At 69.5% G+C, this 13,838-nt stretch carries 13 protein-coding genes; 1 reads left to right on the plus strand and 12 read right to left on the minus strand.

Going from position 1 to position 13,838, the window contains the following annotated elements; translation table 11 throughout:
* Window positions 1-43: 43 nt before the first annotated feature.
* The 8 genes from HJG52_RS05810 to phoA all read right to left on the minus strand — a co-directional run bounded on the left by HJG52_RS05810 (window position 44) and on the right by phoA (window position 8,856).
* A complete protein-coding gene (locus HJG52_RS05810) occupies window positions 44-1,411 on the minus strand; it encodes a M50 family metallopeptidase (RefSeq protein ID WP_171242531.1) in 1,368 nt (455 codons plus the stop codon).
* Complete coding sequence (gene dxr / locus HJG52_RS05815) at window positions 1,408-2,652, minus strand: 1-deoxy-D-xylulose-5-phosphate reductoisomerase (RefSeq protein ID WP_171242532.1); 1,245 nt, start codon at window positions 2,650-2,652, stop codon at window positions 1,408-1,410. The genes HJG52_RS05810 and dxr overlap by 4 nt, the downstream gene beginning before the upstream one ends.
* Before the next feature lie 25 nt (window positions 2,653-2,677).
* Entirely contained in the window at window positions 2,678-3,025 is a 348-nt protein-coding gene (locus tag HJG52_RS05820; protein WP_171242533.1) for a barstar family protein, read from the minus strand.
* A complete protein-coding gene (locus tag HJG52_RS05825; protein WP_171242534.1) occupies window positions 3,022-3,510 on the minus strand; it encodes a guanyl-specific ribonuclease in 489 nt (162 codons plus the stop codon). The genes HJG52_RS05820 and HJG52_RS05825 overlap by 4 nt, the downstream gene beginning before the upstream one ends.
* Window positions 3,511-3,563: 53 nt before the next feature.
* The gene (locus tag HJG52_RS05830; protein WP_171242535.1) at window positions 3,564-4,634 is read right to left on the minus strand and encodes a DnaB-like helicase C-terminal domain-containing protein; all 1,071 of its coding nucleotides are present in this window, start codon (window positions 4,632-4,634) and stop codon (window positions 3,564-3,566) included.
* A 142-nt stretch (window positions 4,635-4,776) separates the two neighbouring features.
* Window positions 4,777-6,237 carry an NAD-dependent succinate-semialdehyde dehydrogenase gene (locus HJG52_RS05835; RefSeq protein WP_171242536.1) on the minus strand — a complete coding sequence of 487 codons (1,461 nt, stop codon included), beginning with the start codon at window positions 6,235-6,237 and terminating at the stop codon, window positions 4,777-4,779.
* Window positions 6,237-7,352, minus strand: coding sequence for an agmatinase (gene speB, locus HJG52_RS05840; protein ID WP_171242537.1), 1,116 nt, complete (start codon window positions 7,350-7,352; stop codon window positions 6,237-6,239). The genes HJG52_RS05835 and speB overlap by 1 nt, the downstream gene beginning before the upstream one ends.
* 85 nt (window positions 7,353-7,437) lie before the next feature.
* Window positions 7,438-8,856 (minus strand): alkaline phosphatase, encoded by a 1,419-nt coding sequence (phoA, locus tag HJG52_RS05845; protein ID WP_171242538.1) that lies wholly within the window; start codon window positions 8,854-8,856, stop codon window positions 7,438-7,440.
* Window positions 8,857-8,988: 132 nt separating this feature from the next.
* Here phoA and HJG52_RS05850 point away from each other — a divergent pair, with 132 nt between their 5' ends.
* On the plus strand, window positions 8,989-9,414 hold the full coding sequence (locus tag HJG52_RS05850) for a VOC family protein (protein WP_171242539.1): 426 nt from the start codon (window positions 8,989-8,991) through the stop codon (window positions 9,412-9,414).
* Between the two features lie 69 nt (window positions 9,415-9,483).
* Here HJG52_RS05850 and HJG52_RS05855 read toward each other — a convergent pair whose 3' ends face one another.
* From HJG52_RS05855 to HJG52_RS05870, 4 genes are read right to left on the minus strand one after another with little or no spacing between them, the layout of a single operon-like run.
* Window positions 9,484-10,386, minus strand: a complete 903-nt coding sequence (locus HJG52_RS05855) for an ABC transporter permease (RefSeq protein WP_171242540.1) — start codon at window positions 10,384-10,386, stop codon at window positions 9,484-9,486.
* The gene (locus HJG52_RS05860; RefSeq protein ID WP_171242541.1) at window positions 10,386-11,306 is read right to left on the minus strand and encodes an ABC transporter permease; all 921 of its coding nucleotides are present in this window, start codon (window positions 11,304-11,306) and stop codon (window positions 10,386-10,388) included. The genes HJG52_RS05855 and HJG52_RS05860 overlap by 1 nt, the downstream gene beginning before the upstream one ends.
* Window positions 11,303-12,571: an ABC transporter ATP-binding protein gene (locus tag HJG52_RS05865; RefSeq protein WP_171242542.1), complete on the minus strand. Its 1,269-nt coding sequence runs from the start codon at window positions 12,569-12,571 to the stop codon at window positions 11,303-11,305. The genes HJG52_RS05860 and HJG52_RS05865 overlap by 4 nt, the downstream gene beginning before the upstream one ends.
* A complete protein-coding gene (locus HJG52_RS05870; RefSeq protein WP_171243113.1) occupies window positions 12,571-13,779 on the minus strand; it encodes a polyamine ABC transporter substrate-binding protein in 1,209 nt (402 codons plus the stop codon). The genes HJG52_RS05865 and HJG52_RS05870 overlap by 1 nt, the downstream gene beginning before the upstream one ends.
* Window positions 13,780-13,838: the final 59 nt, after the last annotated feature.

Genomic DNA, 13,838 nt, shown 5'->3' on the forward strand with positions numbered 1-13,838 from the left:
ACTCCAACACCGAGCCGTAGTGGCCCGAAGGGGACAGGCGATGTCAGCCGCCGAGGTTCACGGGCTTCACGACATCGGCATAGATCAGCAGCACCGACATCACGATCAGCACCGATGACACGGCATACGCCACCGGCAATGCCTTGGCGACGTCGACGTGGCCGGGGTCCGGGCGCTTCAGGAGCCGCGCCACTGACCGCTTGAGCCCCTCCCACAACGCACCTGCGACGTGGCCGCCGTCGAGCGGCAGCAGGGGCACGAGGTTGAACACGAACAGCGCCATGTTGAGCGACACCAGCAGGCTCAGCAGGAAGACGATCGGGTTGATCCCGTTGGGTCCACCGATCCACGAGATGTCGCCGGAGGCGGCCTCGCCGGCCATCCGCCCGACACCCACCACGGACACCGGCCCGTTCGGGTCGCGCTCCCCCTCACCGAAGGCGGCCTGCGCGACGCCGGCCATCTTCTGCGGGATGCGCAGGATGACACCGGCCGTGGCCTTGAGCTGCTCACCGACGATGGCCGGGACCGCCGTCACGGGCTGCGGCTCGAACGCGATCGGGGTCTGTGAGGAGATGCCGATGAAGCCCGCGTCCACCGTGACCGGCTTGCCCGACGCGTCGACCACGGGCTGCCCGTCGGCGCTGACCTGCTGCACGGAGTTCTTGATCGGGGTGACCGACAGGGTCGTCCGCGAGCCGTCGCGCTCCACGACGACCGGAGTGGCCTGGTCGATGCGGGGCCGCACCAGCCGCGAGACGTCGCTGGTCCGGTTCACGGGCTCGCCGTTGATCGAGACGATGAGGTCACCCGGCTTGAAACCGGCCTTGAGCGCCGGCGTCTGCGGGTCCGACGCGGCACACGTCTTCTTGGCCGTCGCCTCGCTGGCGGGAACCACGCACTGGCTCACCGCCGCGACGCTTGCACCGTCCTTGGGCGTGGCCACGCCATAGAGCGTCACGATCCCGGTGAGCAGGACGACCGCGATGAGCAGGTTCATCATCGGGCCGCCGAGCATGACGACGACCTTCTTCCACACCGGCAGCTTGTAGAACACGCGGTCCTCGTCGCCGGGCTTGATCTCCTCCAGGCTCAGCTGACGCGCCTCGTCGGCGAGCTGGGAGAAGCGGCCCGTCGAGGACACGCGCAGCGTGCCGGGCGCGTCACCCGGGCGCGGCGGGAACATGCCGATCATCCGGATGTAGCCACCGAGCGGAATCCACTTGATGCCGTACTCGGTCTCGCCCCGGCGCCGGGACCACACGGTCGGCCCGAAACCCACCATGTACTGCGTCACCTTGACGCCGAACTTCTTCGCCGGCACCAGGTGGCCGATCTCGTGCAGCCCGATGGACAGCCCGACACCGAGCGCCACGAACAGCACCCCGAGCACGTAGAGCAGGACGGTCATGACCGCGCCCCCTGCCCCGTTGCATCGTCCATGGTCGCCAAGCCCAGCACCTTTCCTGCCCGTGCGCGCGCCCACTCGTCGGCGCGCAACACGTCCTCAACGGACAGCTCGCCCGAATCGATCCCCGACCCGGCATGCTCCTCCACGACGCGCGCCACCGTGTCGACGATGTCGACGAAGCCGATGTGCCCGTCGTGGAACGCATCGACCGCCACCTCGTTCGCGGCGTTGTAGACCGCCGGGTACGTTCCCCCCGCCGCGCCGACCTGCCGCGCCAGCCGCACCGCGGGGAACGCGTCGTCGTCGAGCGGCTCGAACTCCCATGTCTGCGCCTTGGTCCAGTCCACCGGCACGTCGACGTCGGCCAGCCGCTCCGGCCACGACAGCCCGAGCGCGATCGGCACGAGCATCCGCGGCGGACCCGCCTGCGCGATGGTCGACCCGTCGACGAACTCGACCATCGAGTGGATCAGCTGCTGCGGGTGCACGACGACCTCGATCGCCTCGAACGGGATGTCGAAGAGCAGGTGCGCCTCGATCACCTCGAGCCCCTTGTTGACCAGCGTGGCCGAGTTGGTCGTGATGACCCGCCCCATCGAGAAGTTGGGGTGGGCGAGCGCGTCGGCCGGCGTCACGTCGCGCAGCGACTCGCGCGACCGCCCCCGGAACGGCCCGCCGCTCGCCGTCACGACGAGCCGCCGCACCTCCGAAGCCGTGCCGCCGCGCAGGCTCTGCGCGATGGCGGAGTGCTCGGAGTCGACCGGCACGATCTGGTCCGGTCGCGCCGCCGCCTTGACGAGCGGCCCGCCGACGATGAGCGACTCCTTGTTGGCCAGCGCGAGCGTCGACCCGGCCGCGAGCGCGGCGAGCGTCGGCCGCAGCCCGATCGAGCCGGTGATCCCATTGAGCACCACGTCGGCGCCGGACCCCGCGGCCGTCACCGCGGCCTCGTCCCCGACCACGACGGCGGGCCGGTATGCCGCGCGGCCGGCCGCCGCGGCATACGCCCCTATCGCCTCGGCGACCGCCTCGTGGGTGCCACGGGCGACGGCGACGAGGTCGACCTCGAAGGCGACGGCTTGCTCGGCGAGCAGGTCGAGGTTTGAGCCCGCGGACAGCGCGGTCACCCGGAACCGGTCGGGGTTGCGGGCGATGACGTCGAGCGCCTGGGTGCCGATCGAGCCGGTCGACCCGAGCACGGCGACGCTGCGAGGGGAAGTCACCCACCCATTGTCACCCATCGGCGCCGTGGGCCGGACGCGACCGTCAGCGCTCGACGACGGTTGCGGCAAACGTGGGCCGTTCGGACTCCACGTCGTCGAGCACCTGGACGATTCCGGCATACGCGTCGGGGTGCTCCGCACGCAGGTTCGCGGTGCCGTCCCAGATGACGTGCACCGGCGCCGGCGCCTCGTGCACGTAGGTCAGCAGGCAGTCGAAGAGCGCGTCGAGGTTGTGGCCGTACCAGTCGGGGAAGCGCAGGGCCTCCCCGAAGAGCCGCAGCGAGTCGCGCTTGTCGTCACCGGCGGGGACCACCTCGACGTCCACCCCCTCCCGCTGGAGCGAACGCACGAGGTCGGCGATGGCGGTGTCGGGGCCGAGCGTGGTGGTCATGGGTCCTCCACGATGACCGAGAACGAGTCGTAGTGGTCGGCGGTCCAGTAGAGCTCCCCCTGCTGGCCGGTGATGATGCGGCGGGCGCCCCGGTCGTTCTCCCCCGGCGTGGGCACGGTGTACTCGCGGTAGTAGCCGCGCTGCTTGCCGGGCAGGATCCGCTCCCGGTTCTGGAACACGACGCCGTCACGGTCGTAGGGGAACGGTCCGCCGGCCTTGATGAGGTCCACGGTCTTGCGCGCCTCGGGCGGCAGGTCGGAGACCGACACGGTTGGCAGGCCACTGGTGTCGCCGCCGCGGGTGGGCTGCCGAGGCGTCCCGCCACCGTTGCTCGGCGCGACGGCCGTGGCGCGTGTCTGACCACCCGGGGCGTCGGTGCCGCTGCCGGAGGAGCCGCGCTCGGCCCACCACCACAGTCCCAGCACGAGGACGCACGCCAGCACCAGCCCGAGGGTGCGCAGGGTGCGGCGCTGCTGCGGCGACATGGGCCCAACCTAGGCCAGCGGCATACCCGCTCGCGGCCTCAGACCCCCGACGGTCACTCGCGGAAGACCCGCTCCTCGATGAGCTGCTCCTCCACGACCCGGCCCTCGGGGTCGAACCGGCCCTGGTCGAACCGCTTCTGGAACTCCAGCTCGAGGTGGTCGATGCCGCCCCGGTTCTTCTCGATCGACACGACGACCCACTGACGGAACCGCTCGGCGTTGCCGAGGTGGTAGACGAGGTGGTGCTTGGCGACGACGTCGTACTTGTCGTTGAGCATGAGGACGACGTCGGACTCGTAGGCGAGGGCGGACGACCCGCGCAGGTCGTGCACGCGCATCCGCTTGCCGGGCGCGAGGCTGCCCTTGTCGGCGGCTGCGATGGCCACGACGGGCGCGCCAAGCTCTAGCGCGAGGTCCTTGAGCCGCTCGACGACCGTGGCGATGCGTTCGTCCTCGCCCATGCCCTCCTTGCCGATCGGCACCTTCTGCAGGTAGTCGACGACGACCAGGGGTGGCCGCCCGTCACGCGCGCTCAGCTCCGAGACCGTCGAGGCGATGATGTCGGGGGTGGTGTGCCGACCGTTGCTGGCGTGGATGTGCAGACGTTCCCCGTATGCCGCGACCGCGGCGAGCGCCTGCGGCCCACCGGTCGCGTCGGCAAACCGTCCGGCGACGGTGTTGGCGCGGCTGTGCCTGGCCTCGAAGAGCGACCGGACGCCGGTGAGGGTGACTGCGTCAGCTCCCTCCGCCTCGGCTGCCTCCATCGCGAGCAGCCGCTCGAGGACCGAGTGCGCGTCGTGCTCGTAGGAGAACAGCACGCCGGTGCGGCCGCCAGCGACGGTGTTGCGCAGCAGCTGCAGCGCCATCGCCGTCTTGCCGAGCCCTTGTGGCCCGCCCAGCAGGACCAGCTCACCGGACCGCAGGCCACCGGTCAGTGCGGAGTCGAGCGCGTCGAAGCCCGTCGGCCAGACCCGGGCACCCGCCGCTCGCCCGCTCTGGAGCCGCTCGTCGGTCTCGACCAGCACGTCGGCGAGCGAGCGCAGCGGCTGGCCACCACGAGCCGCCGACCGCGTCAGCGGCGCCGCGTGCAGTCGGGACACCGACCCGAGGTCGTCCACAGCCATGCCCGTGATTGAACCGCGAAAAGTGCTGCGGTGCGGTGCTTTTCGCTCGATCAGGTGGTGCGGGTCGTGCACCAACGGGGCAAATCGGGGTGCTCCGGACAGGCCGCGACGCGGGCGACCCGTCCGTTACTTCGTCCCGTCGTTACGGCGCGATGCCGACGTAGGTCGTCTCGAGGTACTCCTCGATGCCCTCGAAGCCGCCCTCGCGCCCGAAACCGGACGCCTTGACACCGCCGAACGGCGCGGCGGGGTTGGAGATGATGCCCTGGTTGATGCCCACCATGCCGTACTCCAGGCCCTCGCTGACCCGGATGACCCGGCCGACGTCCTGGGTGAAGACGTAGCTCGCGAGGCCGTACTCGGTGCTGTTGGCCTTGCGGATGGCCTCTGCCTCGGTGCGGAACGTCGTGATCGGCGCGACCGGACCGAAGATCTCCTCGGTCATCATGCGCGCGTTCATCGGGACGTCGGTGATGACGGTGGGCTCGAAGAAGTACCCGCGTCCCGGCACCTGGTTGCCGCCGGTCACGATGGTGGCGCCCTTGGCCGTCGCGTCCGCGACGAGCTCGGAGACCCCGTCGCGGGCCTTGCCGTCGATGAGCGGCCCGACGTCGACACCCTTCTTGGTGCCCTTGCCGACGGTGAGCGCAGCCATCTTCGCGGCGAACTTGCGGCTGAACTCCCCGGCCACCGACTCGTGCACGATGAACCGGTTGGCTGCCGTGCAGGCCTCACCGATGTTGCGCATCTTGGCCAGCATCGCGCCGTCGACGGCGCGGTCGAGGTCGGCGTCCTCGAAGACGAGGAACGGCGCGTTGCCGCCCAGCTCCATCGACACGCGCAGCAGCTGCTCGGCCGACTGCTCGACCAGCCGGCGACCCACCCCCGTCGAACCGGTGAAGGTCAGCTTGCGCAGGCGCGGGTCGCGGATCAGCGGCTCCATCACCTCACCGGTGTGATCGGTGGTCACGACGTTGAGGACACCGGCCGGAAGGCCGCAGTCCATCAGCAGCTGAGCGAGGGCGAGCATCGTCAGCGGCGTCTGGCTGGCCGGCTTGACGACCATGGTGCAGCCGGCGGCGATGGCGGGACCGATCTTGCGAGTCCCCATGGCCAGCGGGAAGTTCCACGGCGTGATCATCAGTGTCGGCCCGACCGGCTTCTTCATGGTGAGCAGACGGGTGGCGCCGTTGGGCGCGACCGACCAGCGGCCGTGGATGCGGACCGCTTCCTCGCTGAACCACCGGAAGAACTCGGCGCCGTAGACGACCTCACCCTTGGACTCGGCCAGGGTCTTGCCCATCTCGAGCGTCATCAGCATCGCGAACTCGTCGGCCCGCTCGCTGATCTGCTCGAAGGCAGCCCGCAGGATCTCGCCGCGGTCGCGCGGCGGCGTCTTGGCCCAATCTGCCTGTGCCGAGGCGGCTGCGTCGAGGGCTGCCTTGCCGTCGGCGACGGTGGCGTCGGCGACCCGCGCCAGGGTGGCACCACTGGACGGGTCCTCGACGGCGATGGTGGTGCCGTCGCTCGAGTCACGCCACTTGCCCGCGATGAGCAGCTGCTTGGGGACCGAGTCGAGCAGGGCCTTCTGCGTGGGTGCCATCAGTGGTCGCCTCCGTTATCCGTCCGTATGCCGCGGGCTTCGGTGTCGTGGTGGGTCTCGTGCGTGTGGTGGTGCGGGATGTGGCCCTGCGGGATCGCGCCGTTGCGGCCGGACAGCAGCGGCAGCGACGGGTCCCACTTCGTGCCGTCACGCTCGTCCTGGCGCCGTCGCGCGATGGCCGAAAGTGCTTCGAGCACAACGCGGTTGGCGAGTGCGGCGGTGATGTCGGCATGGTCGTAGGGCGGGCTGACCTCGACGACGTCCACCCCGACGACGGGCAGCTCGAGGCAGATGCGGCGCACCGAGTCCAGCAGCTGGCGTGCGCTGAGGCCGCCCGGCTCGGGGGTGCCGGTGCCGGGGGCGTGCCCCGGGTCGCACACGTCGATGTCGACCGACAGGAACACGCCCTCGCACTCGTCCGTGGCGATGGCAAATGCGTCGGTCAGCACCTCGTCGAGACCGCGATGCACGATCTCGGTCATCTCGTACGACCGCATCTCCTGCTCGGCCATCCAGTCCAGCGTCTCCGGCGGCGGCCAGTAGCCGCGCAGCCCCACCTGGAGGAACCGGTCACCCCGCAGCGCACCCGACTCGATGAGCCGGCGCATCGGCTGGCCGTGCCCCCACAGCGACCCGAACTCGATGTCGCCGGTATCGGCGTGGGCGTCGAAGTGGATCATCGAGATCCGACCGTGCCCCATGACGTTGGCGACGCCCTTGGCGTCGGGGTAGGCGATGGAGTGGTCCCCTCCGAGCACCACCGGGATCGCCCCGGCGCGTGCGACCTTCTCGACGGCCGCCTCGAGGGCCGGCAGCGCCGTCTCGATGTCGCCGGAGTACATCTCGACGTCGCCGGCGTCGAGGACCTTGAGGTCGACCAGGCCGTCGGTGCGCAGCGCCAGCGACGGCCGCGAGCCGTCGTGGGGCAGGTAGTCGGTCATCCGGATGGCCTGCGGTCCAAAGCGCGTACCCGCGCGGTGCGACGTCCCCCCGTCGAAAGGCGCACCGACGATCACGACGTCGGCGCCGGCATACGTGCTCTCGTCGTCGAGGTCACAGCGATCGACGCCGAGGAAGGTGAAGTCGGGTCCGTACTGCTGTCCGTAGCGCGCCACGGAACCCAACCTAGTGCCCGCCACAGCGTGACGGCAGCCCGGTCACCGGGTGTGGTGACCGGGCTGCCGAGGGCCTGGCGCCGGGTCAGCGGCGGTCGAGCCCCAGAGCACGCGAGATGGTGAAGAACAGGTCGGTCTGGTCGGTGAGACCGACGACGTTCGCGGCCTGCGGGCCGTAGCCCGCGACCCGTAGCTGCGAACCTGTGTGCTGCTGCGAGCCACCCGCCGGGGCGGTGCCGTAGCTGATCGTCAGCGGCGAACCGTCCTTGGTCAGCAGGTTGGCGGTGATGCCGGGCGTGGTGGAGCCACCCTCGACGATCTGGCTGGTGTGTGCGTGGTCCGCGGTCACGAGGACCGTGGTGTTGCCGTCCTTCTTGGCGAACGCGAGCGCCTGCTGCACGGCCTCGTCGAGGTCGATGGCCTCACCGATCTGGCCGCAGGCGTTGGCGGCGTGGTCCTGCTTGTCGATGCTGGCGCCCTCGACCTGGAGGAAGAAGCCCTTGCTGCCCTTCTTGCCCTTGGTGTCGAGCAGCTCGATCGCCTTCTTGGTCATGTCGGCGAGCTTCGGCTGGGTCGCGGGACGGGCCGGGTTGGGGGTGCAGCGCACCGGTGCGGCGGCGCCGCCGGTCGGGGTGGCAGCCGGGCCCACCCAGCGAACCGGCATGTTGCCACTGGCGAAGAGGCCGAGCAGCGGCTGCTCCTGGTCGGCCTTGGTCACGGCAGCCAGACCGGCCGCGTCGGTCACGGTGCGGTAGCCGCGGGCGTCCGCCTGCTGCGCGAGGGTGCGACCGGCATACTCGCCGGCCTTGGCCGTCTCGGCGAAGGTGGCGGCGCCGCCACCGAGGGTGACGTCCGGTCGCGTCTTGAGCATCTGCTCGGTGATCGAACCGGGGCCGCCGTTCTCGAGCGCAGCCTCCGGGCAGGTGGTGCTGGTCTTGGTGGGGCCGTAGCAGGAACGGGCCGAGATGTGCGAGACCTGGACGGCCGGGGTGGCGTCCTGGATCTCCGACGTCGTGACATTGCCGGTTTTGAGGCCGCGCTTCTTGGCCAGCTCCAGCAGGGTCTCCTGCGGCTTGCCCTTGATGTCGACGGACACGGCGTTGTCGTAGGTCTTGGTGCCGGTGGCCCACGCGCTGCCCGTGGCGGCCGAGTCGGGCGCGTAGTCCGGCTTGCCGTCCTTGGTCAGGGAGTAGGTCGTGTACTGACCCGTCAGCGGCAGGGCGTCGATGCCGGGCAGCCGCCCGGCCGCGCCGTACTCGTAGTAGCGGGCCGAGGTGATCTCCGAGTCACCCATGCCGTCACCGATGAGCAGGATGACGTTCTTGGCCTTCCCGCCGTCGAGGGCCTTCTTGACGGACTTGGTCTGGTCGCCCTGGAGGCGCTGGGCGCCACCGTGGGAGGCGAGGTTGGCACCGGCGTATGCCGTCGTGCCGACGAGTGCGAGCGTGCCGACCGCGACCACGGCAAAGGTCGATCGGCGGGCCAGTCTGGTGCGAAGTGTCATGCGCCCACCCCAATGGGCGCAGGTTAACAACGGGCGAAGAACCTGTGCAGCCTTCACGAATGTCGGGCTCCACTTCTAGGCTCGCCACCGCGAGGCCCCGACCCGGGGCGTCCCGAGCAAGGAGTGCGCACCATGGCCATGAAGCTCAACCCCTACCTCACCTTCGACGGCACGGCTCGCGAGGCGATGGAGTTCTACAAGTCGGCGCTCGGCGGCGAGCTGACGACCAGCACGTTCGGCGAGTTCGGCGCACCCGAGGGCGTCAACGCCGATGGCATCATGCACGCCCAGCTCGAGACGGGCGCCGGCTTCACGCTCATGGCCTCCGACACCCCGCCCGGGCAGCCCGCGAGCACCGGCAGCTCGATCTCGGTGAGCCTGTCCGGTGACGACAGCGACGCACTGCGCGGCTACTGGGATGCCCTGTCACAGGGCGGCACCGTCGTGATGCCGCTGGAGAAGCAGATGTGGGGCGACGAGTTCGGCATGCTCGTCGACCGGTTCGGCACGTCCTGGATGGTCAACATCGCCGGAGAGGGCAACCAGCAGCAGGGCTGACACCGCCACGCTTCGGGCCACGGGGCGCTGACGGCGCACCCACCACCAGGGCCCAGTGGCCCGAAGTCGCTACTTGCGGCGGCTGTTGCCGATCACCTGCCCGGCGATCACCAGCGCGACCGCGATGACGAACATCGAGAACCCGATCACGTTGGCCTGGGCGGGGATTCCGCGCAGGTAGGACACGTAGACGAACTTGGGGAACGTCGTCTCGTCACCGGACACGAAGTTCGTGATGATGAAGTCGTCGAACGACAACGAGAACGACAACAGGGCCGCCCCCACGATGCCGGGGAGCACCAGTGGGAAGGTGACGCGCCAGAACGTGCCGCCCGGCCCGGCATACAGGTCCTGGGCCGCCTCCTCGAGCCGCGGGTCGAGCGACTGGAGGCGCGCCTTCACCGTCACCACGACGAAGCTGATGCAGAACATGATGTGGGCGATGACGATCGTCCAGAAGCCCAGTCTCAGCCCGAACCGCGAGAACCCCTGCACGAAGATCGTCAGCAGGCTCGCACCGAGCACGATCTCCGGTGTGGCCATCGGGATGAAGATGAGCACGTTGCTCGTCGACCGACCACGGAACCTGTGTCGTACCAACGCAAAGGCGAGCATCGTCCCGAGGATCGTCGCAACCACCGTGGCGATGCTGCCGACCTTGAGCGAGGTCACGAGCGCGTCGCACACGCCCGGTGCACCGCACGGGTTCTTCCAGTGCTTGAGCGTCGGGCCGGCGTCGCCGTTCCACACGATGTTGGACTTGCGGTAGTCGTTGAACGAGAAGACGAACGTGTAGGCCACCGGCACGAAAAGGTAGACCAGCACCACGATGGCCGCGATGATGGCGAACCGGTTCGCGAACCAGGTACGGACCCGCTGGAGGGCCGGCGGTCGGTAGCCGCCGGCGGTGTCAGCGGCGCCGTCTGCGGTCCTGCGGCCACCCACCGCGGCGGCCTTGGTGGAGGCGGTCATCAGAGCAGCTCCTCGGTGCCGAAGCGGCGGATGTAGAGGAACACCATCGCGAGGATCAGCGCCATCAACGTGAACGACAGCGCCGCCGCGACCGGGAAGCCGCCGAGCACCTTGAAGAACTGGCTCTCGATGACGTTGCCGACCATCTTGGTGCTGCGGTCCGAACCCAGCAGATCGGCGTTGACGTAGTCACCCGCTGCCGGGATGAACGTCAACAGCGTCCCCGCGATCACGCCGGGCATCGACATCGGCAGCGTCACCGTGCGAAACGTGGTGAAACCATTGGCGTACAGGTCTCCCCCGGCCTCGATGACGCGAGCATCCGCACGCTCCAGCGACGCGTAGATCGGCAGCACCATGAACGGCAGGAAGTTGTAGGTCAGGCCGGCGACGACCGCCATCCACGTCTCGGTGATGTGCCCACCGGGCAACAGGTGCAGGAACTTCAGCGTCGACGCCACCGGCCCGTCGTCGGCCAGGATCTGCCGCCACGCGATCGTGCGCAGGATGAACGAGGTGAAGAACGGCGCGATGACGCAGATCATCATCACGTTGCGCCACTTCCCGGCCTTGAACGCCATGGCGTACGCCAACGGGTAGGCGAGGATGAACGCGAAGAAGGTGGCCAGACCGGCATACAGCAGCGACCGCCCGAAGTGCCCCGCGAACTCGGTGAGCGCGGTCCCGTAGTTGCCGATGTTGACGTCGCGGTAGTAGTAGCCCGGGTAGCCGGGGAAGCCCGACTGCAGCGACACCGTGAAGAGCTGCACCAGCGGAATGACGAAGAACAGCAGGAGCCACAGGCCACCGGGCAGGAGCAGGAGGTATGCCGTCCACGACCGCTTGCGTGCACCTCCCGCAGGTGCCGGGTCGGCATGCGTGGTGCCGCCGCCCGCGACGTGAGCCGAGGCGACGGTCATGACGGCACCGCCAACGCGTCGGGGTCGCTACCCGAGCCGTCGCCCGTGCCGTCGCCCGACGTGTCTGCGGACTGGTGGGCGCGCGGCTCGGCCTTGGCTGCGTCCGGGTCGGCGACGGTCGCGGCGGCCGCCTCGACGTCGTTGACCGGCACCCCGAACGCGTGCCCGGACTCCCACTCGAGCCACACCTCGTCACCGGGGCGCAGGTGGTTGCGCTCGACGTCGAGGTTCTGCTCGTAGACGGCCCAGGTCGTGCCGGAGGCCACCGTGACGAGGAACTGCGTCGCGACACCGGTGAAGGACACGTCGACGACTGTTGCCTTCACGTCGTTGCCGGCGCCGTCGGGCCGCTGGTCGCGGATGCGGACCTTCTCGGGCCGGACGCCGAACGTGATGGCGCCGTCGTGAACCGTGCTGCGGGACTTGGGGATTCGCACCGTGGTGCCCGCCACCTCGACGACCAGGTCGTCGCCGTCCGTGCCGGTCACCCGGCCGTCGCCGAGGTTGGACTGGCCGAGGAAGTTGGCCACGAACGAGGTCTTGGGCAGGTCGTAGAGGACCTCCGGGTGACCCATCTGCTCGATGCGTCCGTGGTTCATGACGGCGACCGTGTCGGCCATCGTCATGGCCTCCTCCTGGTCGTGCGTCACGTGGATGAAGGTCAGGCCGACCTCGGTCTGGATGCGCTTGAGCTCCACCTGCATCTGCCGGCGCAGCTTGAGGTCGAGGGCACCGAGCGGCTCGTCGAGCAGGAGCACCTCGGGCCGGTTGACCAGCGCCCGGGCGACCGCGACGCGCTGCTGCTGGCCACCGGAGAGCTGGGCCGGCTTGCGCGCGGCGAGGTGGCTCATCTGCACGAGCTCGAGCGCGTCGTCGGCGAGCTTGCCCGCGTCGGCCTCTCCCCGGCGCTTGGGCCCGAACGCCACGTTGTCGCGGATCGTGAGGTGGGGGAAGAGCGCGTAGCTCTGGAAGACCGTGTTGACGGGCCGCTCGTAGGGACGCGACCCGGTGAGGTCGGTGTCGCCGATGAGGATGCGGCCGCGGGTCGGCTGCTCCAGGCCCGCCACCATCCGCAGCGTCGTCGTCTTGCCGCAGCCGGACGGCCCGAGCAGGGCGAAGAACGACCCGCGCGGCACCTCCAGGCCCAGGTCGTCGACCGCGGTGAAGTCACCGAACTCCTTGGTGACGCCGGTGAGCCGCAGGTTTCCGCGCGCCTCCCGGAACCCGCGCGTGGCCTTGCTGCCGTTGCCGCCGAAGATGCTCATCAGTTGCCCACCACCTTGGCCCAGGCGGCGCTGTACTCGGCGTCCTCCTGGGGCGTCAGGGCCCGGAAGCCCTTGATGTTGTTGTCCTTGAGGTAGGCCGCGCTGGGGAAGATGAACGGGCTCTTGGCGAGCTCGGGGTCGATCTTCTCCATCTCGGCCTGGGCGCCCTGCACCGGGCAGACGTAGTTGACGTACGCGGCCACGGTCGCCGCCACGTCGGGTTGGTAGTAGTAGTCCATCAACGTCATGGCGTTCTTCCGGTGCGTCGAGGTGATGGGGATCATCATGTTGTCGCTCCAGAGCATCCCGCCGCTCTCGGGGATCTGGAACTGCCAGTGGTCGTTCTCGGTCTCGGCGCGCAGGACGAACAGGTCACCGCTCCACACGATGCCGGCGACGGCGTTGCCCGACTTGAGGTCCTCGAGGTAGCTGTTTCCCTTGACCCGCCGGATGTAGCCGTCGGCGATCCGCTTGTCGATCTCCGCCGTGGCCGCCTCGAACTGCTGCTTGCCGAAGCCCTGCGACGGGTCGACACCCTGGCTGAGCATGATCAGCCCGAGGGTGTCGCGGAACTCGCTGAGGACCACGATCCGGCCCTTGAGGTCCGGCGCCCAGAGGTCGTCGAGGGTCTTGAGGTGGCGCCCGACCTTGCTGCGGTCGTAGCCGATCCCGGCGAACCCGCTCTGCCACGTCAGCGAGTGCTCGCGCCCCGGGTCGAACGACACGTCCTTGAGCGCGTCGAGCAGGTTGCTCGCGTGCGGCATCCGGATCAGCTCCAGCGGCTGGCAGAGCTGCTCGCGGATCACCCGGTTGGCCATCCAGTCGGTGAAGACGAAGATGTCTCGGTCGATGTCCTGCCCGGCCCGCAGCTGTGGGGCGATCTTGTTGAAGTAGGAGTCGTTGTCGTCGACGTCCTCGGTGTAGGTCGCCTTGATGCCGGTCTTCTTGATGAACGCCTCGAGCGTCGGGTAGTTCTTGGCATCCTCGTCGTAGTCGAGGTAGGCGGTCCAGTTCGCCCACCGCACCACCTTCTCGGTGGCCGAGAGGTCCTGCGGCAGCTTCGCCGCGGCGACGCCGCCACCGGCCGGTGGGGCCGGTGGGGCACACGCCGACAGGGCTGCAGCTGCACCACCCAGCAGGGCGCCACCGAGGACGTTGCGCCGGGTCAACGGTCGCCCACGCGCGCTGTCGCGGGCAGCGCGGACCAGGCCGCGGGTGAGGGGGTCTGCGGGGGGCGCAGCGGCTTCATTGGCGCCTCATTCTTCGT

This window comes from Knoellia koreensis, from assembly GCF_013041615.1.
Classification (GTDB): domain Bacteria; phylum Actinomycetota; class Actinomycetes; order Actinomycetales; family Dermatophilaceae; genus Pedococcus; species Pedococcus koreensis.

Coding starts and splice junctions, on each gene's coding strand:
- HJG52_RS05825 (WP_171242534.1), bottom strand. CDS start 3,510: ATGTCGCCGCAGCAGCGCCGCACCCTGCGCACCCTCGGGCTGGTGCTG.
- HJG52_RS05835 (WP_171242536.1), bottom strand. CDS start 6,237: ATGGCACCCACGCAGAAGGCCCTGCTCGACTCGGTCCCCAAGCAGCTG.
- HJG52_RS05810 (WP_171242531.1), bottom strand. CDS start 1,411: ATGACCGTCCTGCTCTACGTGCTCGGGGTGCTGTTCGTGGCGCTCGGT.
- HJG52_RS05855 (WP_171242540.1), bottom strand. CDS start 10,386: ATGACCGCCTCCACCAAGGCCGCCGCGGTGGGTGGCCGCAGGACCGCA.
- HJG52_RS05850 (WP_171242539.1), top strand. CDS start 8,989: ATGGCCATGAAGCTCAACCCCTACCTCACCTTCGACGGCACGGCTCGC.
- dxr (WP_171242532.1), bottom strand. CDS start 2,652: ATGGGTGACAATGGGTGGGTGACTTCCCCTCGCAGCGTCGCCGTGCTC.
- phoA (WP_171242538.1), bottom strand. CDS start 8,856: ATGACACTTCGCACCAGACTGGCCCGCCGATCGACCTTTGCCGTGGTC.
- HJG52_RS05860 (WP_171242541.1), bottom strand. CDS start 11,306: ATGACCGTCGCCTCGGCTCACGTCGCGGGCGGCGGCACCACGCATGCC.
- HJG52_RS05865 (WP_171242542.1), bottom strand. CDS start 12,571: ATGAGCATCTTCGGCGGCAACGGCAGCAAGGCCACGCGCGGGTTCCGG.
- HJG52_RS05830 (WP_171242535.1), bottom strand. CDS start 4,634: ATGGCTGTGGACGACCTCGGGTCGGTGTCCCGACTGCACGCGGCGCCG.
- HJG52_RS05820 (WP_171242533.1), bottom strand. CDS start 3,025: ATGACCACCACGCTCGGCCCCGACACCGCCATCGCCGACCTCGTGCGT.